The organism is Bacteroides rodentium JCM 16496 (assembly GCF_000614125.1).
In the GTDB taxonomy this organism is placed as follows: domain Bacteria; phylum Bacteroidota; class Bacteroidia; order Bacteroidales; family Bacteroidaceae; genus Bacteroides; species Bacteroides rodentium.
On record NZ_BAKJ01000012.1, the window covers coordinates 82,194 to 101,021 of the forward strand.

The following is an 18,828-nucleotide window of genomic DNA, read 5'->3' on the forward strand; positions in this document are numbered from 1 at the left end:
ATATGGAAAAAATAACTGTACCTTTTATTACCGGCGATGGGGTGGGAGCAGAAGTGACCCCATCCATGCAGGCTGTCGTGAATGCCGCTGTCAAGAAATCCTATGGTGACCGGCGTGGCATTGAATGGAAAGAAGTGCTGGCAGGAGAACGTGCCTTCCACGAAACCGGTTCCTGGTTGCCGGACGAAACCATGGAAGCCTTCCGCACCTATAAGGTGGGCATCAAAGGTCCTTTGACAACTCCCGTCGGCGGAGGTATCCGTTCCTTGAACGTAGCCTTGCGTCAGACGCTCGATTTGTATGTCTGCCAACGTCCGGTACGTTGGTATAAAGGCATTGTTTCTCCACTCAAAGAGCCGCAGAAGGTGGATATGTGCGTATTCCGTGAGAATACCGAGGATATTTATGCAGGCATCGAATGGGAAGCCGGAACTCCGGAGGCTGAAAAGTTCTATCGTTTTCTCCATGATGACATGGGGGTGACGAAAGTCCGTTTTCCCGAAACCTCCTCGTTTGGCGTGAAGCCCGTTTCAAGAGAAGGAACAGAGCGCTTGGTGCGTGCCGCCTGCCAATACGCCCTTGAGCATCATCTGCCTTCCGTGACGTTGGTACACAAAGGAAACATCATGAAATTTACGGAAGGCGGCTTCAAGAAGTGGGGGTACGAACTGGCGGAACGTGAGTTTGGTAAAGAGCTGGCAGAAGGGCGTCTGGTCATCAAGGACTGCATTGCCGATGCATTCTTGCAGAACACGTTGCTTATCCCCGAAGAATATTCCGTGATTGCCACGTTGAATCTGAACGGCGATTATGTGTCCGACCAACTGGCTGCCATGGTAGGCGGCATCGGCATTGCACCGGGTGCGAATATCAACTATAAAACGGGGCATGCCATTTTTGAGGCTACTCACGGGACGGCTCCGAACATTGCCGGGAAAGACATTGTGAATCCGTGTTCCATCATCCTTTCCGCTGTGATGATGCTTGAATATCTGGGTTGGAAGGAAGCAGCCTCTCTTATAGAGAAAGCTTTGGAGCAAAGTTTCACTGAAGCCCGTGCTACTGCCGACTTGGCCCGTTTTATGCCGGGTGGCGTCTCGCTGTCCACTTCGGCTTTCACCCGGGAGATTGTAGGAAGAATAGAAAATGGAAATAACGAATAAAACGAAACGATTATGAAGAAGGAGTATCTGATTTACAAGCTTTCCGAAGATTTGAAGGAAGCTACCCGGATTGAGAACGAACTGTTCAGGAAGTTTGATGTGAAGCGCGGTTTGCGTAATGAGGACGGCACGGGAGTCTTGGTGGGGTTGACCAAAATAGGCAATGTGGTCGGCTATGAACGCATCCCCGGTGGAGGCTGAAGCCTATTCCCGGCAAATTGTTCTACCGCGGTTATGATGTGGATGACTTGGCACACGCCATCATCAAAGAGAAGCGTTTCGGTTTTGAGGAAATTGCCTACTTATTGCTTTCCGGTCGCCTGCCCGACAAGGAAGAGCTCTCTTCTTTCCGTGAACTCATCAACGACAACATGCCGCTGGAGCAGAAGACCAAGATGAATATCATCGAACTTGAAGGAAACAACATTATGAACATCCTGGCGCGCAGCGTGCTCGAGATGTATCGTTTTGACCCTGATGCAGATGACACTTCCCGCGATAATCTGATGCGGCAGAGCATTGAGCTTATTTCGAAATTCCCGACCATCATTGCGTATGCCTATAACATGCTTCGCCATGCCACCCACGGCCGTTCACTGCATATCCGCCATCCGCAGGAAAACCTTTCCATTGCCGAGAATTTCCTCTATATGCTGAAGAAGGACTACACGGAACTGGATGCCCGCACGCTCGACCTGCTGCTGGTTCTTCAGGCCGAGCACGGTGGTGGTAACAACTCCACTTTTACCGTACGCGTCACTTCTTCTACCGGGACGGATACTTACTCTTCGATAGCGGCAGGTATCGGTTCCTTGAAAGGGCCGCTTCACGGAGGTGCCAATATCCAGGTTGCCGATATGTTCCACCATCTGCAGGAAAACATTCAGGACTGGACGAACGTGGATGAGATTGATACTTACTTCACCCGCATGCTCAACAAGGAAGCCTATAACAAGACCGGCTTGATATATGGTATCGGACATGCCGTCTATACCATTTCCGACCCGCGCGCCATTCTGCTGAAGGAGCTTGCCCGCGACCTTGCCCGCGAAAAAGGGAAAGAACGCGAGTTCGCTTTCCTTGAACTGCTCGAGGAGCGTGCCATTGATGTGTTTGGCCGTGTGAAGAATAATGGCAAGACGGTTTCGAGCAATGTGGATTTCTATTCGGGCTTTGTTTACGAGATGATTGGGCTGCCGCAGGAAATCTTCACGCCTTTGTTCGCCATGGCACGTATTGTCGGTTGGTGTGCACATCGCAATGAAGAATTGAACTTCGAAGGCAAGCGTATTATCCGTCCTGCCTATAAGAATGTTTTGGATGAGGTGACTTATGTGCCCATTAAGAAACGGTAAGGATTGGACTTTCGTATCTCTACTGCTTAATCTTCTCAGTAAAAAACGCTGGTTTTTGCATGAAAAAACAATTATCCGGGGAAAACGATTTGTTTGTTGTGAGTTTTCTTTATCTTTGCTTCGCATAAATAAAGAACTATGAATCAAGAAACTTTTCAGATATTTCTGTGGGTAATGAGTGCTGTGGCATTGGTTGTCTTTATTGCACTCTATTTTGTCAAAGCGGGTTATGGCATGTTCCGTACTGCCTCGTGGGGAATCTCCATCAATAATAAACTGGCGTGGGTGCTTATGGAAGCGCCGGTATTCATCGTCATGTTTGGATTGTGGGGGAAGAGTGGAGCGGGATTTGCTGTGCCGGTATATTTCTTCTTCCTGCTGTTTCAGTTGCACTATCTTCAGCGGGCCTTTATTTTTCCGTTTCTGCTGAAAGGTAAAAGCCGGATGCCGGTAGCTATTATGGCGATGGGTATCGTTTTCAACCTTTTGAACGGGATGATGCAGGCGGGCGGTTTGTTCTATTTCGCTCCCGAAGGCTTGTATGCCGATGGCTGGGCCTATTTGCTGAAACCTCATGCCTTGTTGGGAATCATTCTGTTTTTTGCGGGTATGTTCGTCAATTTGCATTCCGACTATGTGATACGTCATCTGCGCAGGCCGGGTGATACGAAGCATTATCTTCCCGGAAAAGGACTTTACCGATACGTCACTTCTGCCAATTACTTCGGTGAGCTGGTGGAATGGACGGGATTTGCCATACTCACAGCCTCTCCCGCTGCCTGGGTGTTCGTCTGGTGGACGTTTGCCAACCTTGTTCCCCGTGCCGATGCCATTCACCGCCGTTATCGGGAGGAGTTTGGTGATGAGGCGGTAGGAAAGCGCAAACGCATCATTCCATTTCTTTATTAATGGAAAATGGAAAGTTGAAAATGGAAAATGAATAATTCATAACTTATAACTCATAACTCATAACGATGGAATCCAAGTTATTCACCCCCGTCACTTTCGGACCGTTGACCTTGCGTAACCGTACCATCCGTTCGGCTGCTTTCGAGAGCATGTGTCCCGGAAACGCTCCGTCGGACATGTTGCTCGACTATCATCGGTCGGTAGCGGCGGGCGGTATAGGTATGACTACTGTTGCTTATGCGGCAGTTACTCAGAGCGGTTTGTCTTTTGACCGCCAGTTGTGGATGCGTCCTGAGATTATCCCCGGACTCCGTAGGCTGACTGATGCCATACATGCGGAGGGAGCAGCGGCAGGCATCCAGTTGGGACACTGTGGCAATATGTCCCATAAAAGCATTTGCGGTTGTATGCCCGTCGGTGCATCTTCCGGTTTCAATCTTTACTCTCCTACCTTTGTGCGCGGACTGCGTGCCGATGAACTGCCGGAGATGGCGCGTGCTTATGGACGTTCGGTGAATCTGGCACGGGAGGCCGGATTTGATTCTGTAGAGATTCATGCAGGGCATGGCTATCTCATCAGCCAGTTCTTGTCCCCGTCTACCAACCATCGGAAAGACGAGTTCGGAGGCTCGTTGCAGAACCGTATGCGTTTTATGGATATGGTGATGGAAGAAGTGATGAAGGCTGCCGGCAGTGATATGGCTGTGCTGGTGAAGATGAACATGCGCGACGGTTTCCGTGGAGGGATGGAACTGGACGAGACGATGCAGGTGGCCCGGAGGCTGGAGCAGTCGGGAGCACATGCGCTGGTCTTGAGCGGTGGGTTCGTCAGTAAGGCGCCGATGTATGTCATGCGGGGCGAAATGCCTATCCGCAGCATGACGCATTACATGACCTGCTGGTGGTTGAAATACGGTGTACGCATGGTAGGCAAATGGATGATACCGAGCGTACCGTTTAAGGAAGCTTATTTCCTGGAAGATGCCTTGAAATTCCGTGCCGCCTTGAAGATACCGTTGGTTTATGTGGGTGGCCTGGTTTCCAGGGACAAGATAGATGAGGTGCTGGATGACGGCTTCGAGGCTGTGCAAATGGCGCGCGCTCTGCTCAATGAGCCGGGGTTCGTCAACCGCATGCGTGCCGAAGAGAATGCACGTTGCAACTGCCGGCATAGTAATTATTGCATTGCCCGGATGTATTCCATCGAGATGGCATGCCATCAGCATTTGAAGGAGGAACTTCCGCCTTGCCTGAAAAGGGAGATAGAGAAAATCGAAGCCAAAGGCTGATTTTTAGTTTTTAATTTTCAATTTTTAATTATCAAAGTGAATTTAGCTGTTATAACCGGGGCAGACGGTGGCATGGGCATGGAAATTACCCGCGCAGTGGCAACTGCCGGCTATCAGGTCATCATGGCATGCCGTGACCCCCAAGCTGCCGAACCCAAGCGGCAACTGCTGATGCGTGAAACCGGTAATCCGTGTATTGAGACTGCTCCCATTGATTTGGCATCTCTGGCTTCAGTGGCCGCATTTGCAGAGCATCTGTTGAAGCGGGGAGAGCCGTTGGCGTTGCTGATGAACAATGCCGGAACCATGGAAACGGAACGCCGCATTACCGAAGACGGACTGGAACGGACGGTGAGTGTCAATTATGTAGGGCCTTACCTGCTGACCCGCAAGCTGCTGCCATTGATGGGAGCGGGGAGCCGTATTGTGAATATGGTATCTTGTACGTATGCCATCGGTCATCTTGACTTTCCGGATTTTTTCCTCCGGGGAAGGAAGGGGGACTTTTGGCGCATTCCTATATATAGCAACACGAAGCTGGCATTGACTCTGTTCACCATCGACTTGGCCAGTCGCATCAAGCACAAAGGTATTGTTGTGAATGCGGCCGACCCGGGGATTGTGTCTACCAATATCATCACCATGCATATGTGGTTTGACCCGCTGACAGATATACTTTTCAGGCCTTTTATCCGTACTCCCCGTAAGGAGCTGCAACGGCTGTCGGCTTATTGCTGGATGAGGATGCCGGTAAACGTACGGTACATTGAATGCCAGTTGCCGTCCCAAGCCTCTTTCGGAGAAGTACACCCGGCATGTGCAGATGGAAGAACTGTGGGAGAGGACGGAAAGTATAGTGAAGAAATGGTTGTAAAAAACAAGAGGGTCAAAAGTATATAAGTACTTCCTTTATGTTATAATTTTAGGCGCGGATTACGCGAAATAACGCGGATTTATTTTATTGAATCCGTGAATTCCGTGTAATCCGCGCCTGAAAGAAAGCATTACATCTACCTTTATGGAGTGTCTGAACAGTCTGTCATCAGATAGAAAGTTCTCTCAATACATTTACAAGGTCTTTCTTGATGGGCTTGTCATTTTTGATGGCTTTCGTGAAGGGAACGTATACCACTTCATCGTGGTCAATGCCTATCATGACATTGCGCTGTCCTTCCATGATGGCGTCGATGGCGGCTGCGCCCAGACGGCTGGCAAGGATACGGTCGTGTGCCGTAGGGCTACCACCGCGTTGCAAGTGACCGAGGATGGTTACGCGTACGTCATATTGGGGGTATTCGTTCTTTACACGCTCTGCATAGTGCATGGCACCGCCGGTCAGTTCACTCTCGGCTACCAGTACGATACTGCTGTTCTTGGATTTCCGGAAACCGTTCTTGATGAATTCTTCCAGTTGGTCCACTTCCGTACTGAATTCCGGGATAATGGCTGCTTCTGCTCCGGAGGCGATGGCACCGTTCAGAGCGAGGAAACCGGCATCGCGTCCCATGACTTCTACGAAAAACAAGCGCTCATGGGAAGTGGCTGTATCACGGATTTTGTCCACGGCATCCAGGATAGTGTTCAGCGCGGTGTCGTAACCGATAGTGGTATCTGTTCCATAAAGGTCATTGTCGATAGTTCCCGGCAGCCCGATACAAGGCACGTCAAACTCTTGTGCAAAGATGCGTGCACCGGTCAGCGAACCGTCGCCTCCGATAACCACTAAGGCGTCAATGCCTTCTTTCTTCATGTTGTCGTAAGCAATCTGGCGGCCCTCGGGAGTAGTGAACTCTTTGCAGCGGGCTGTCTTCAGGATTGTGCCACCCAGCTGGATGATGTTGCTGACATTCTGGCTTTTGAATTCTTTGATTTCGCCGGTTACCAAACCTTTGTAACCTCTATATATACCTTTAACTGAAAGTCCGTTGTAAATAGCACAGCGTGTCACGGCACGTATGGCCGCGTTCATTCCCGGAGCATCACCTCCTGATGTCAAGATACCAATGCACTTAACTGTTCCCATAACAATCTTTTTGTTTAGTATTAATAATCATATGAAAAATAGACTTGGACTATTTTTTCATGCCGCAAAGATAGTAAAAAGCTGAGGCGGTGACTAATAAATTACGTTAATTTGCTGTTCCAAAAGGATGACAAACTGTTATTTAAGTTTTGACTTGATGGCCTCTGAAATCTCTTCCATCAGCCACTTGGGGGTAGAAGTGGCCCCGCAGACACCTATGGAGTCTGCATTTGCAAGCAAAGAGCTGTCTATCTCTTCGGCGCTGTCTATCAAGTGTGAGTTGGCGTTGACCTTTTTGCATTCGCTGAACAGCATCTTGCCGTTGGAGCTTTTTTTGCCGCTGACAAAGAATATCAAGTCATGGGCAGCTGCAAATTTCCGGATATTGGGTATCCGGTTTGCCACTTGCCGGCAGATGGTGTCATAGGACTCGAATGTGACTTTCGGCGAGATATGCCCCTCTATGTATTTCACGATGTCTTGAAATCCGTCCAGCGACTTTGTGGTCTGGGAGTAGAGACGGATGTCTTTGTTGAAATCCAGTTTCCTTGCCTCTTCCGGCTTTTCGATGACGATGGCCTTTCCGGTGGTTTGTCCTACCAGCCCCAGTACTTCAGCGTGTCCATTTTTGCCATAGATGACAATTTGCTTGTCGCGGTTGTCTTCCTGGACGTACTCTTGCTTAATCTTCTTTTGCAGGCGGAGTACGACCGGGCAGGTTGCGTCAATGATTTCTATATTGTTGCGGCGGGCAATGTCATAAGTTTCAGGGGGCTCTCCATGAGCACGGAGCAGCACCTTGGCGTTGTGGAGGTGGTTGAATTCCTCATGGTTGATGGTAATCAGCCCATTGCCTTCAGGCGTTCCACTTCACGGCTGTTGTGCACGATGTCTCCCAGACAATAGAGGGTTCCTCCTTTCGCCAGTTCCTCTTCTGCCTTGTTTATTGCGGTGACAACTCCGAAACAGAAGCCGGAGCCTTCGTCTATTTCTACTTTTGCCATATATACTCTTGTTTTCTCCTTGTCCTCACCGTGTCTGCTCCGTGTCTATAGGGAAAGGCCCGATACGGAGCATGTAGGGAGCAGGTAGGGAGGGGATAGGGAGCAGGTTGGTGAAAACAGTTTTTATTTTTTTCCTATTTCTGTAATAACCCGTTCGAATTGTTCGGCCAGCCATTCCTTTTGTTGGGAAATAGTCAGGTGGCTGTTGTCCAACAATAAAGCGTCAGAAGCTTTGCGCAGCGGGCTTACCTCCCGGTTTTGGTCAATATAGTCCCGTTGTTTCACATTTGCCAGAATTTCGTCAAAGCTGGCCTCTTCCCCTTTGGCCTTCAGTTCGTCATAGCGGCGTTGTGCCCGTATCTCGGGGGTGGCGGTTACAAAAATTTTCAGCTCGGCATCCGGGAAAACGGTAGTGCCGATGTCGCGCCCGTCCATAACGATACCCTTGGCCTTGCCCATCTCTTGTTGCTGTGCCACCATGGCTTCGCGCACGAAATCCAATGTTGCAATGGGACTGACACGTGAAGACACTTCCATGGTACGGATTTTGTTTTCTACATTTACTTTGTTCAGGTAGGTGTCAGGGCGTCCGGTTTCGGGGTTCAGGTGGAAAGAAATATGTATATCCTTTATTCGGCTTTTCAGCTTTTCGGTGTCTATACGGTCACCCAGGAAAATACCATTCTCTATACTATATAATGTTACTGCCCGATACATGGCACCGCTATCTATATATATGTAACCGATTTCGCGGGCGAGGTCTTTGGCCATAGTGCTTTTTCCGCAAGAGGAAAAGCCGTCGATTGCTATTGTTATCTTTTTCATGACTTTTATGCTATAGTTATATAGGTATAACACCTGCAAAACAGAAAATTTCAATATTTCATTTAAAATTCTTGCCAAAGATACGGTATTTTTAAAATATCTCGTTACATTTGTGGCACAAAAGCACGTGAAGGCTTTTGAAGGATTAAAAAAATGAAAATGGAACGCCTATTGTGTAAAAAAAAACAGCAGAGCGTGAACATTCTTGGGAAAAGTGCTATATTTGCCCCAAATGAGAAACACTAAAATTATATTATAAATTATGGAAATTAAGAAATCACCTAAGGCAGACCTGGAGAGTAAGAAGTCGACTTGGCTGCTTGTCGGTTATGTAATCGTGCTCGCTTTCATGTTTGTTGCGTTCGAGTGGACAAAGCGTGACATCAAGATTGACACGAGTCAGGCTATTACCGACTTGTTTTTTGAAGAGGAAATCATCCCTATTACAGAACAGCCGGAGCAGGTTACTCCTCCGCCTCCCGAGGCCCCTTCAATTGCTGAAACGTTGACTATCGTTGAAGACGATGCTGACGTGGAAGAAACCGCCATTGTATCTTCTGAAGAATTGAACCAGGCTGTGGAAATCAAATATGTTCCCGTAGCAGTGGAAGAGGAAGAACCGGAAGAACAGACTATTTTCGAGGTGGTAGAACAGATGCCTGAGTTCCCGAATGGGGGGATGGCTGGTTTGATGCAGTATCTGAGCAAGAACATTAAATATCCTACTATTGCACAGGAAAACGGAACTCAAGGCCGTGTAACTGTACAGTTCGTGGTTAATAAGGACGGTAGTATCGTAGATGCTAAAGTTCTGAGAGGCGTTGACCCGTATTTGGACAAAGAAGCTGTCCGCGTGATTATGGGCATGCCGAAGTGGAAACCCGGTATGCAGCGTGGTAAACCCGTTCGCGTTAAGTATACCGTGCCTGTAATGTTTAGATTGCAGTAATAAAATATCTATAAGTGGGAGAGGCTGCCGGAATGCAGCCTCTTTTCATTATCCGCTATTTCCTAAATTCTGAAAATGCCATGTTTACAGCTTCCGAGCTTTTAGAAAGAATAAATTCTCATATTGCAGAATTGCAGTTTACCCGTACTCCTCAAGGTTTATATGCTCCCGTTACCTATGTGCTGTCCATGGGTGGAAAAAGAATCCGTCCGGTATTGATGTTGATGGCCTACAATCTGTATCAGGAGGATATTACCCGTATTTTTAACCCTGCAACGGGGATTGAGGTGTATCATAATTATACTCTTTTGCATGACGACTTGATGGACCGTGCAGACCGTCGCCGTGGTAAGGAGACGGTGCATAAAGTTTGGGATGACAATGCTGCCATCCTTTCAGGGGATGCAATGCTTGTATTAGCTTATCAGTTTATGGCTCAATGTCCGGTTGAACACCTGAAAGAGGTGATGGATATATTTAGCCTGACTGCACTGGAAATCTGTGAAGGGCAGCAACTGGATATGGAGTTTGAACATCGGAAGGATGTGAAGGCGGAGGAGTATCTGGAAATGATTCGTCTGAAAACTTCGGTATTGTTGGCTGCAAGTTTGAAGATTGGCGCTCTTTTGGGAGGGGCTTCTTCTGAAGATGCGGAGCGGTTGTATGATTTTGGCATGAACTTGGGGGTCGCTTTTCAGTTGAAAGATGATTTCCTGGATGTTTATGGCGATCCTGCCGTTTTTGGAAAGAATATTGGAGGTGATATTCTGTGCAATAAAAAGACCTACATGCTGATAAAGGCTTTTGAACATGCGGATGAAGGGCAGTTGACCCGCTTGAATGCTTGGGTGGATGCTGTTGCATTCAACCCGGAGGAGAAGGTTGCTGCGGTGACGGAACTGTATAATCGGATTGGCGTCAAGGAACTGTGTGAGAAAAAAATGGAAGAGTATTGTGAACGCGCAATGGAAAGTCTGTTGGCGGTGAAGGTGGCGGATGAAAAGAAAGAGGAATTGAAGAACCTGATGGCTAACTTGATGCATCGGGAAGTATAACTTTAAATCCGGGAGAGAATGCCTTATAGAAGATTGCCTAATACAGATCAAGCGAGAATACGGGCGCTGAAAGCAGTGGTCGTCAAGGGTGATATATGTAATGTGTATGATTTGGCCGTTTCTTTGAAGGCGTTGACTGATGCGCGGAATTTTCTTACAAAGTTTGAAGCTGCGCAAGCTTATTATGCCGACTGCTTTGAGCGGCAGGCGCGGGCGGGACGTAAGCATCAGGCCAATGTAAAGACTGCCCGTCTGTATATTTCTCATTTTATCCAGGTGTTGAATTTGGCTGTCATCCGTTCTGAAGTGCGCATTGCTCATAAGGAATATTACGGTTTGGACGCAAGCAACAATAATGTGCCTGATTTATCGACAGAGTCTGCTTTGGCAGAATGGGGCCGTAAAATCGTGGATGGGGAAAACAAGCGTATATCCCAGGGAGGAATTCCCATTTATAACCCTACGATTGCAAAAGTGAGGGTGCATTATGATATTTTCATGGATAGTTATGAGAAGCAAAAGAATCTTCAATCTTTAACAGCCCGCAGTTTGGACACCTTGGCTTCGATGCGTGCAGAGGCGGATGGATTGATTTTGGATATATGGAACCAAGTTGAAAAGAAATTTGAGGAGGTCACTCCCAATGAGAAACGTTTGGATTTATGCCGTGATTATGGAATAATCTATTATTACCGTACCAGTGAAAAACGCAAAGAGTAAGTCGAAGAATGAGATTGATTGATTCACATTCCCATCTTTTTTTAGAAGAGTTTGCAGAGGATTTGCCCCAAGTGATGGCTCGTGCCCGTGAGGCAGGAGTCACGCATATTTTTATGCCCAATATCGATAGTACCACTATAGAGCCTATGCTTCGGGTATGCCGTGAATATAAGGGATATTGCTATCCGATGATTGGATTGCATCCCACGTCTGTGGATGCGGATTATGAAAAGGAGTTGGAAATAATGGCCCGGGAGCTGGCCTCACCGAACGAATTTGTTGCGGTTGGCGAGATTGGTATGGACTTGTATTGGGATAAGACTTTTCTTAGAGAACAGCAAAGAGTGTTGGATAGGCAGATTGAGTGGGCTTTGGAATACAGTTTGCCGGTAGTGCTGCATTGTAGGGAGGCGTTCGACCATATATATAATGTGTTGAAGCCCTATCAGCAGACTCCTTTGAAAGGAATTTTCCATAGTTTTACGGGGACCTCGGAAGAGGCCTGCAGGATGATGGAATTTGCGGATTTTATGATAGGGATAAATGGTGTGGTGACCTTTAAGAAATCAACCCTGCCCGAAGTCTTGAAGGATATTCCTTTGGAACGCATCGTGCTGGAAACCGATTCCCCTTATCTGACTCCGGTCCCTAATCGAGGCAAGAGGAACGAGAGTGCATATGTTAAGGATACTTTGATAAAGGTAGCCGAAATTTATGGGAAGTCTCCTGAAAAGGTTGCCCAGATAACTTCTGATAACACTTTAAAAGTGTTCGGAATGCTCAAATAAGCTCTTTGAGATTTTAAAGTTTATTAATTTTGAGATTTTATTTAATATAAAACGGGTCGAATGAGGCAGAACAACAAAAAAAAGAATACATTTGTAGCTGAAAACGCTTGTGGTTCGCATTTTTTTTGTAATTTGCACCCGATTTCAGAAAAGGCGTCTATTTGGAGAGATGCTCGAGTGGTTGAAGAGGCACGCCTGGAAAGCGTGTATACCCCTAAAGGGTATCCGGGGTTCGAATCCCCGTCTCTCCGCAGCGTGATAAAATGGAGATAAAACAACAAATTATAATAAATAAATTAATTAATTAATCTTAAAAATTAGACACACAATGAAAAAGTTATTTGCAATTGTTGCTGTGATGGGAGTCCTAACATTTGGCTCAACTCAACTTGCTCAGGCTCAAGATGCTCCTGCAGCTGAACAAACAGAACAGGCTGCTCCTGCAGCTGTAGCTCCTGCTGCCGACGCGGCTGCTCCTGCTGCTATGGAAGCTACAGAAGGTGGTATTCATAAAGAACTCAAGACTAAGTTTATCGAAGGTACTGCATCTTTCATGAGTTTGGTTGCTATCGCATTGGTTATCGGTCTTGCATTCTGTATTGAACGTATCATTTATTTGAGTTTGGCTGAAATTAATACAAAGAAGTTTATGGCTGCTATCGAAGCTGCTTTGGAAAAAGGTGACGTTGAAGCTGCTAAAGACATCGCACGTAACACAAGAGGTCCTATCGCTTCTATCTACTACCAAGGTCTGATGAGAATCGATCAAGGTATCGATGTAGTAGAAAAGTCTGTAGTATCTTACGGTGGTGTACAAGCCGGTTACCTGGAAAAAGGTTGCTCTTGGATTACACTGTTCATCGCTATGGCTCCGTCTTTGGGATTCTTGGGTACTGTAATCGGTATGGTGCAGGCATTTGATAAAATCCAGCAGGTAGGTGATATCTCTCCGACGGTTGTAGCAGGTGGTATGAAGGTTGCCTTGATTACAACTATTTTCGGTCTGATCGTTGCTTTGATTCTGCAGGTATTCTACAACTATATCTTGTCTAAGATTGAAGCTTTGACAAGTGAAATGGAAGATTCTTCTATCTCACTGTTGGATATGGTTATCAAATATGACTTGAAATACAAAAAATAATTAAGATGGCTAAGTTATCATATAAAGTATCATACTACGTACTGTATGCCATGTTCGCTATCATCTTGGTAGTGTTGGGCTTGTTCTACTTCGGTGGAGATGCTCAGGGTGATGCAGTATTGATGAGCGTTGACTCAGAAATGTGGCAACCGGCTCAAACAGATGCGCTGATTTACTTGACGTATGCTCTGTTGGCTGTAGCTGTAATTGCTACGTTGGTTGGTGTATTGTTCCAATTCGGATCTGCCTTGAAGGATAATCCGGGGGCAGCCTTGAAATCTTTAATCGGTTTGATTGTATTGATTGTTGTGGTGGTTATAGCTTGGACTATGGGTAGCGACGAGCCGCTTACTATTCCGGGATATAGCGGTACTGACAATGTTCCTTTCTGGTTGAAGATTACCGATATGTTCCTCTATTCTATTTATATTTTGTTTGCCGGTACAGTCTTGGCAATCATTTTTAGTAGTATTAAGAAGAAATTATCATAACCGATTGAGGTAACTCAATTTAAAGAGTAATTACAATGGCAAAAGGAAAAAGAAAAGTTCCTGATATTAACTCAAGTTCTACAGCGGATATTGCATTCTTGTTGCTGATTTTCTTCTTGATTACGACATCTATGGATACTGACCGTGGTTTGGCAAGACGTTTGCCGCCTCCACCGGAAAAGGACCAAAAGATTGAGGACCAAAAGAAGAAAGAACGTAACGTATTGCAGGTATTCTTGAATATGCAGGACCAGTTGATGTGTGGGAATGATTATATTACAGTTGACCAGTTGCGTGCAAAGGCAAAGGAATTCATTGCCAATCCGTACAATGATGAAACGAAACCGGAGAAGATTTCTAAGAATGTTCCTTTCTTCGGTACAGTTCAAGTAACGGAAAATCATGTGGTTTCTTTGCGTTGTGACCGTGGCTCTTCATACAAGGCATACATGGCTGTACAGAATGAGTTGGTAGCAGCTTACAATGAGTTGCGCGATGAACTGGCTCAGGAAAAGTGGCAGAAGAATTATGCCGAATTGGATCAAGAACAACAAGATGCAATTCGTGATATTTATCCTCAGAAGATTTCTGAGGCAGAACCTAAAAAGTACGGAGAAAAGAAGTAATGGGAAAATTTAATAAGACTGGTAAACGTGAAATGCCGGCGTTGAACACTTCTTCTCTGCCTGACCTTATCTTCACCTTGTTGTTCTTCTTCATGATTGTAACAACTATGCGTGAGGTAACATTGAAGGTTGAGTTTAAGGTTCCGCAAGCTACAGAATTGGAGAAACTTGAAAAGAAATCTTTGGTTACGTTTATCTATGTAGGAAAACCTACTGCCGAATTTCGTAAGAAACTAGGTAATGAAAGCCGTATCCAGTTGAACGACAGTTATGCTGAAGTTGCTGAAATTCAAGATTACATTATTGGTGAACGTGCCAGTATGAAGGAAGAAGATCAGCCGCAGATGACAGTGTCTTTGAAAGTTGACCAAGATACGAAAATGGGTATCGTAACAGATATCAAGGAAGCTCTTCGTCAAGCTTATGCATTGAAGATTAACTATTCTGCGCAACCGCGTCAATAAAGAGTTGATTTAAAATATAATAAAGGCCGTTTCAACAAATGAAACGGCCTTTATTGTTTTTAAGTATATTGGATTTTTAAGATTTCACATTATATACTTCGCGGTAGAGGTGTTCCTTTACAGAGTCAAAGTCCTTTCCACATTCTATATCTCCATAGGCCATGATGAGCATAGGCAGGTAGTTGTCGCCTGCTTTATAGGGCGGTTGTTGATAGGGCTTTTCCCATAAGGAGAATCCTTGCCGTTGATAGAAGTTAATGCGGCGTTTAGCATTTCTTCTTCGGGTATTTCCACTTCCAAGACGATGGGATGTTTTAAGAGTCGGCACAAATGGTTCAGTACGCTCTTTCCATATCCGCCGTTACGCTGTGCGGGGTCAATGGCAAAATGTTCTATATAATAGAAATGTCCGAAATCCCAGTAAGTGATGAGACCTACCGGGGTGTTGTTGTGGAAGATGATATTGTTATAGAAGTGCGTTTTGGTATCTGTATACTTGCGCAGTTCCTCCAGCTCCCGGTACTCCTCTGAAGGGAACGATTGAGTCATTAATTTCTCCATGTAGCTGTACAAGTCTGTGTCAGCCGTTGTAATACGTTGAAGTCTGACCATAAGTTCTTTTAGTTTAGTTTGTTTCTATTCAGTATAAAATTCAATGACACGGCGGATGGCCCGTTGGCAGACCGGGCAGAAAGTAGGGTATTCGTTGGTGCGCATGCGGCAATTGTCTGCCGGACGGTAGATGCCTTTGGCAGAATAGCCGGCTCCTTCATATACACCTACGGGATATATTCCACTTTCAGAAGAGGGAGTAGGAACGGGAGTTCCTTGAGCAAGCATATCTTCCCATTTGGAAGTGAAATTGATCCTTGTGCTGATGTTCTGTTCCCAGGGTTCCACATCCAGTGGATAGGTATCTGTCATCACGTCATTGTCGTAGAAGTATTCATCGGCCAGTCCGCCAAAGCTATGCCCGAACTCATGCACTACAACGGGGCGGAACATTGGATGGTGGGCGGTAGTAAGGGTATAGGAATTATAGATTCCACCGCCACCGTATTCTTCCGTATTGGCAAGGATGATGATGTGTTCATACGGTATTCCAGCCAGCGCATCGTGTATGGATTTGACACGGGAGGTTGTCAGATACCGGTCCGAATAGAATGTGCTGAAATGAGAACTGAATGCTGTCCGTTTCCATTTTCCGAGGCGTGGTACGCTTACTCCGCTGTCTTCGGAGGGGCTGGCCACTGCTACAATGTTGAAGTGCTTTTTCATGGACCGGAAGGGTTCGTGGGCAAACAGACTTTCGCAGGCAATGGCTGCATCTTCGTAGAATACCGGCATCTCTTCGGGAGTATATCCTTCTGCAAGGATGGCTACGTCGATGCATTTGTCCGTATTGCCGCTTTGCAGCAGATATTTATGTGGTGTGATGTGGGCAGTACCTTTCTGATGTATCAGGATGTCGTCGGGACTGACCGTATGTTTCATGCTTGCCCGTACATTTCTACGCGGGTCAAGGAGTGTTATTTCTATTTCTGCAGGACGGAGGGGATAGGGAAGGAGAAAGGTGTTTTCGAATCCTTTGGTCACCGCTTTGGCTTCATCCGTTTCCAGCCACTCCTGGAAGAGCGAAGAAAAGGATGTTTTGTAGATTACGCTGCCATTGGCTGCATCCCGCATAATGATTTGTCCGTTTCCTTGCAGGGGCAACTCAGACAAATGATGCTTCCTTCCTGCCCAAGAGGGGAGACAAGACAATCCGTCCAGGCATATCTCTTGTTTGGCTGCATTTCCGGTAAAGATATAGTCGACACGCAGGGTCTTATCTGCAAAATAATCGGCAAAGCTTTGGGCATGCAAGGATATTGCTGCCATCAGGCATAATAGGAATAAGGAATACTTTTTCATAACGGTTCATTATTATTGCTACTACAAAGATAATATCTTTAAAGCTCATCTGCAATTTTCCGGTCGTGCGAGATGGAATTTTGCATATGCACTTTGAAATGCCTGATATGCGGTATTATTCTTTTTTTTGCAAGAAAAGTTATAAACCGTATTTTTATTGGCGAAAAAATAGCTAACTTTGCATGTTGCCGTATAGATATGCGGGAGATATAGTAATTTATTAATCATTAGAATTTGAAATGGGACATCATCAATTGGATACTTTAGACGAACAGATTTTAAAACTTATAGCCGATAATGCACGCATTCCTTTCCTTGAAGTGGCCAGAGCTTGTAATGTATCGGGAGCAGCCATTCATCAGCGCATTCAAAAGCTGACAAACTTAGGTATATTGAAAGGTTCTGAATATGTGATTGATCCGGAGAAGATAGGATATGAAACATGCGCCTATATCGGTATCTATCTAAAGGATCCCGCTTCTTTTGATGCTGTAACGAAAGCATTGGAAGCCATTCCCGAGATTGTGGAATGCCATTTTACAACGGGCAAGTATGATATGTTCATAAAGCTTTATGCCCGCAACAACCATCATTTGCTGAGCATCATACATGATAAGTTGCAGCCGCTGGGACTGGCGCGTACGGAAACCTTGATTTCTTTCCACGAAGCCATCAAGCGGCAGATGCCTATAACGGTAGAAGAAGAGGAAGATTAATTCTACCGGCGGATATAATCGACGAATGCATAAGGGCAGGGATGCTTCTCATCTGCGGGATGGGACTCCCTGCTTTTTTCTTGCCATACAGTCGGAGCGACTTCGGGAAAGTAGGCGTCCACCTGAGGGGCTTCTGCATCCACTTCAGTCAGGCAGAGGGTATCTGCAAAGGGGAGTGCCTGGCAATAAACGCTTGCACCGCCGATGATGTAGACGTGTTCGTCAGGCTGGCAACTGTTCAGTGCTTCTTCCAGTGAGGGAAAAACTTCTGCACCGGGGCAGATTAAATCTTTTTGAGTGGACAGAACAACGTTACGGCGGTTGGGAAGCGCGCCTTTGGGGAGAGATTCAAAGGTTTTTCGGCCCATGATGATGGTATTTCCCGTGGTGAGGGCTTTGAAACGCTTCAAATCATTGGGAAGCCAGAATAGCAACCGGTTCTGATAACCGATACCTCTCTTTCTGTCTACTGCAGCAATAATACTAATCATATGTGTGTAAAATTCTTTTCTCTTTCTATCTTTTTATTGTAGGATTTATACTGACACTTTCCCTGCAATATGCGGATGCGGGTTATAGTTGACCAGCTCAAAATCCTCGAACTTGAAGTCGAAGATGTTTTTCACATCCGGATTGATTCTCATCTGCGGCAAATCCCGCGGTTCACGAGATAGTTGGAGTTTTACCTGCTCCAAATGGTTCAGATAGATGTGGGCATCTCCTAAGGTATGGATGAAATCCCCGGCTTTCAGTCCGGTGACTTGCGCCATCATCTGCAGGAGCAGGGCATAGGAAGCAATATTGAAGGGCACTCCTAAAAAAATGTCCGCACTACGCTGATACAGTTGTAGGCTTAGCCGTCCGTTGGCGACATAGAACTGGAAGAAGGCGTGGCAGGGAGGGAGGTTCATGTTGTCCAAATCACCTACATTCCATGCGCTGACTATAATCCGGCGTGAGTCGGGATTGTGCTTGATGGTTTCTACAGCTTCGCTGATCTGGTCGATGAATCCGTCTTTATAGTTCGGCCAGGAGCGCCATTGATACCCGTAGATATGTCCCAGGTCACCGTTTTCGTCCGCCCATTCGTTCCAGATGCGTACACCGTTGTCCTGGAGATATTTCACATTGGTGTCTCCTTGGAGGAACCATAGCAGTTCGTATATGATTGATTTCAGATGCAGCTTCTTGGTAGTAAGGCAGGGGAAGCCTTCATCCATGTTGAAACGCATCTGGTGGCCGAATACGCTGATGGTGCCGGTACCCGTACGGTCGCTTTTCTCTACGCCTTCGGTCAGTACGCGGTTCAGCAGGTCTAAATATTGTTTCATGATGTAATGCTCTGTTTTTTATCCGAACGCAAAGGTAGGGGAATTAATTAATAATTAATAATTAA

17 protein-coding genes, 1 tRNA gene and 4 pseudogenes are annotated in these 18,828 nt (G+C 46.2%); 15 read left to right on the top strand and 7 right to left on the bottom strand.

The window, feature by feature from the left end:
• Window positions 1–2 precede the first annotated feature (2 nt).
• The 5 genes and pseudogenes from icd to JCM16496_RS07540 all read left to right on the top strand — a co-directional run bounded on the left by icd (window position 3) and on the right by JCM16496_RS07540 (window position 5,590).
• On the top strand, window positions 3–1,163 hold the full coding sequence (icd, locus tag JCM16496_RS07520) for an NADP-dependent isocitrate dehydrogenase (protein ID WP_025833319.1): 1,161 nt from the start codon (window positions 3–5) through the stop codon (window positions 1,161–1,163).
• 12 nt (window positions 1,164–1,175) lie between these two features.
• Window positions 1,176–2,518 (top strand): annotated as a pseudogene (locus tag JCM16496_RS07525) (citrate/2-methylcitrate synthase).
• A gap of 138 nt (window positions 2,519–2,656) precedes the next feature.
• Complete coding sequence (locus JCM16496_RS07530) at window positions 2,657–3,427, top strand: DUF1295 domain-containing protein (RefSeq protein WP_005827144.1); 771 nt, start codon at window positions 2,657–2,659, stop codon at window positions 3,425–3,427.
• 65 nt (window positions 3,428–3,492) lie between these two features.
• Entirely contained in the window at window positions 3,493–4,716 is a 1,224-nt protein-coding gene (locus JCM16496_RS07535; protein ID WP_008664036.1) for an NADH:flavin oxidoreductase, read from the top strand.
• A gap of 36 nt (window positions 4,717–4,752) precedes the next feature.
• Window positions 4,753–5,590 (top strand): annotated as a pseudogene (locus JCM16496_RS07540) (SDR family oxidoreductase).
• A 168-nt stretch (window positions 5,591–5,758) separates the two neighbouring features.
• On the opposite strand, the gene pfkA reads toward JCM16496_RS07540, so the two are convergent.
• The 3 genes and pseudogenes from pfkA to cmk form a co-directional block, all read right to left on the bottom strand.
• A complete protein-coding gene (pfkA, locus tag JCM16496_RS07545) occupies window positions 5,759–6,739 on the bottom strand; it encodes a 6-phosphofructokinase (RefSeq protein WP_025833328.1) in 981 nt (326 codons plus the stop codon).
• A 138-nt stretch (window positions 6,740–6,877) separates the two neighbouring features.
• Window positions 6,878–7,743 (bottom strand): annotated as a pseudogene (locus JCM16496_RS07550) (4-hydroxy-3-methylbut-2-enyl diphosphate reductase).
• A 123-nt stretch (window positions 7,744–7,866) separates the two neighbouring features.
• Window positions 7,867–8,568, bottom strand: a complete 702-nt coding sequence (gene cmk / locus JCM16496_RS07555; RefSeq protein ID WP_025833329.1) for a (d)CMP kinase — start codon at window positions 8,566–8,568, stop codon at window positions 7,867–7,869.
• 262 nt (window positions 8,569–8,830) lie between these two features.
• On the opposite strand from cmk, the gene JCM16496_RS07560 reads away from it, so the two are divergent.
• The 9 genes from JCM16496_RS07560 to JCM16496_RS07600 all read left to right on the top strand — a co-directional run bounded on the left by JCM16496_RS07560 (window position 8,831) and on the right by JCM16496_RS07600 (window position 14,802).
• The gene (locus tag JCM16496_RS07560) at window positions 8,831–9,517 is read left to right on the top strand and encodes an energy transducer TonB (RefSeq protein ID WP_025833331.1); all 687 of its coding nucleotides are present in this window, start codon (window positions 8,831–8,833) and stop codon (window positions 9,515–9,517) included.
• An 80-nt stretch (window positions 9,518–9,597) separates the two neighbouring features.
• Entirely contained in the window at window positions 9,598–10,572 is a 975-nt protein-coding gene (locus JCM16496_RS07565) for a polyprenyl synthetase family protein (protein ID WP_025833332.1), read from the top strand.
• A gap of 18 nt (window positions 10,573–10,590) precedes the next feature.
• Window positions 10,591–11,292: a hypothetical protein gene (locus JCM16496_RS07570; RefSeq protein WP_025833334.1), complete on the top strand. Its 702-nt coding sequence runs from the start codon at window positions 10,591–10,593 to the stop codon at window positions 11,290–11,292.
• Between the two features lie 8 nt (window positions 11,293–11,300).
• Window positions 11,301–12,080, top strand: coding sequence for a TatD family hydrolase (locus tag JCM16496_RS07575; RefSeq protein ID WP_025833337.1), 780 nt, complete (start codon window positions 11,301–11,303; stop codon window positions 12,078–12,080).
• Window positions 12,081–12,243: 163 nt separating this feature from the next.
• Window positions 12,244–12,331 (top strand) — tRNA-Ser (locus JCM16496_RS07580).
• A 77-nt stretch (window positions 12,332–12,408) separates the two neighbouring features.
• Window positions 12,409–13,221: a MotA/TolQ/ExbB proton channel family protein gene (locus JCM16496_RS07585; protein ID WP_025833339.1), complete on the top strand. Its 813-nt coding sequence runs from the start codon at window positions 12,409–12,411 to the stop codon at window positions 13,219–13,221.
• Window positions 13,222–13,226: 5 nt separating this feature from the next.
• Window positions 13,227–13,712, top strand: coding sequence for a hypothetical protein (locus JCM16496_RS07590; protein WP_005833104.1), 486 nt, complete (start codon window positions 13,227–13,229; stop codon window positions 13,710–13,712).
• Between the two features lie 35 nt (window positions 13,713–13,747).
• A complete protein-coding gene (locus tag JCM16496_RS07595; protein WP_025833343.1) occupies window positions 13,748–14,338 on the top strand; it encodes an ExbD/TolR family protein in 591 nt (196 codons plus the stop codon).
• Complete coding sequence (locus tag JCM16496_RS07600) at window positions 14,338–14,802, top strand: ExbD/TolR family protein (RefSeq protein WP_025833345.1); 465 nt, start codon at window positions 14,338–14,340, stop codon at window positions 14,800–14,802. Before JCM16496_RS07595 ends, JCM16496_RS07600 begins: the two co-directional genes overlap by 1 nt.
• Window positions 14,803–14,878: 76 nt before the next feature.
• On the opposite strand, the pseudogene JCM16496_RS07605 reads toward JCM16496_RS07600, so the two are convergent.
• A pseudogene (locus JCM16496_RS07605) lies at window positions 14,879–15,414 on the bottom strand (GNAT family N-acetyltransferase).
• A 24-nt stretch (window positions 15,415–15,438) separates the two neighbouring features.
• On the bottom strand, window positions 15,439–16,716 hold the full coding sequence (locus JCM16496_RS07610; RefSeq protein WP_025833347.1) for an IgA Peptidase M64: 1,278 nt from the start codon (window positions 16,714–16,716) through the stop codon (window positions 15,439–15,441).
• A gap of 239 nt (window positions 16,717–16,955) precedes the next feature.
• On the opposite strand from JCM16496_RS07610, the gene JCM16496_RS07615 reads away from it, so the two are divergent.
• Entirely contained in the window at window positions 16,956–17,432 is a 477-nt protein-coding gene (locus tag JCM16496_RS07615; RefSeq protein WP_025833348.1) for an Lrp/AsnC family transcriptional regulator, read from the top strand.
• 2 nt (window positions 17,433–17,434) lie between these two features.
• On the opposite strand, the gene JCM16496_RS07620 is transcribed toward JCM16496_RS07615, so the two are convergent.
• Window positions 17,435–17,923: a dihydrofolate reductase gene (locus tag JCM16496_RS07620; RefSeq protein ID WP_025833349.1), complete on the bottom strand. Its 489-nt coding sequence runs from the start codon at window positions 17,921–17,923 to the stop codon at window positions 17,435–17,437.
• Between the two features lie 45 nt (window positions 17,924–17,968).
• Window positions 17,969–18,763 carry a thymidylate synthase gene (locus JCM16496_RS07625; protein WP_025833350.1) on the bottom strand — a complete coding sequence of 265 codons (795 nt, stop codon included), beginning with the start codon at window positions 18,761–18,763 and terminating at the stop codon, window positions 17,969–17,971.
• Window positions 18,764–18,828 lie beyond the last annotated feature (65 nt).

Excerpts from the sequence above, each read along its gene's own strand:
- JCM16496_RS07575 (WP_025833337.1), top strand. The coding sequence starts at position 11,301 with ATGAGATTGATTGATTCACATTCCCATCTTTTTTTAGAAGAGTTTGCA.
- icd (WP_025833319.1), top strand. The coding sequence starts at position 3 with ATGGAAAAAATAACTGTACCTTTTATTACCGGCGATGGGGTGGGAGCA.
- JCM16496_RS07560 (WP_025833331.1), top strand. The coding sequence starts at position 8,831 with ATGGAAATTAAGAAATCACCTAAGGCAGACCTGGAGAGTAAGAAGTCG.
- cmk (WP_025833329.1), bottom strand. The coding sequence starts at position 8,568 with ATGAAAAAGATAACAATAGCAATCGACGGCTTTTCCTCTTGCGGAAAA.
- JCM16496_RS07565 (WP_025833332.1), top strand. The coding sequence starts at position 9,598 with ATGTTTACAGCTTCCGAGCTTTTAGAAAGAATAAATTCTCATATTGCA.
- JCM16496_RS07615 (WP_025833348.1), top strand. The coding sequence starts at position 16,956 with ATGGGACATCATCAATTGGATACTTTAGACGAACAGATTTTAAAACTT.
- JCM16496_RS07530 (WP_005827144.1), top strand. The coding sequence starts at position 2,657 with ATGAATCAAGAAACTTTTCAGATATTTCTGTGGGTAATGAGTGCTGTG.
- JCM16496_RS07625 (WP_025833350.1), bottom strand. The coding sequence starts at position 18,763 with ATGAAACAATATTTAGACCTGCTGAACCGCGTACTGACCGAAGGCGTA.
- JCM16496_RS07570 (WP_025833334.1), top strand. The coding sequence starts at position 10,591 with ATGCCTTATAGAAGATTGCCTAATACAGATCAAGCGAGAATACGGGCG.
- JCM16496_RS07585 (WP_025833339.1), top strand. The coding sequence starts at position 12,409 with ATGAAAAAGTTATTTGCAATTGTTGCTGTGATGGGAGTCCTAACATTT.
- JCM16496_RS07600 (WP_025833345.1), top strand. The coding sequence starts at position 14,338 with ATGGGAAAATTTAATAAGACTGGTAAACGTGAAATGCCGGCGTTGAAC.
- JCM16496_RS07610 (WP_025833347.1), bottom strand. The coding sequence starts at position 16,716 with ATGAAAAAGTATTCCTTATTCCTATTATGCCTGATGGCAGCAATATCC.
- JCM16496_RS07595 (WP_025833343.1), top strand. The coding sequence starts at position 13,748 with ATGGCAAAAGGAAAAAGAAAAGTTCCTGATATTAACTCAAGTTCTACA.
- JCM16496_RS07590 (WP_005833104.1), top strand. The coding sequence starts at position 13,227 with ATGGCTAAGTTATCATATAAAGTATCATACTACGTACTGTATGCCATG.
- JCM16496_RS07620 (WP_025833349.1), bottom strand. The coding sequence starts at position 17,923 with ATGATTAGTATTATTGCTGCAGTAGACAGAAAGAGAGGTATCGGTTAT.
- JCM16496_RS07535 (WP_008664036.1), top strand. The coding sequence starts at position 3,493 with ATGGAATCCAAGTTATTCACCCCCGTCACTTTCGGACCGTTGACCTTG.
- pfkA (WP_025833328.1), bottom strand. The coding sequence starts at position 6,739 with ATGGGAACAGTTAAGTGCATTGGTATCTTGACATCAGGAGGTGATGCT.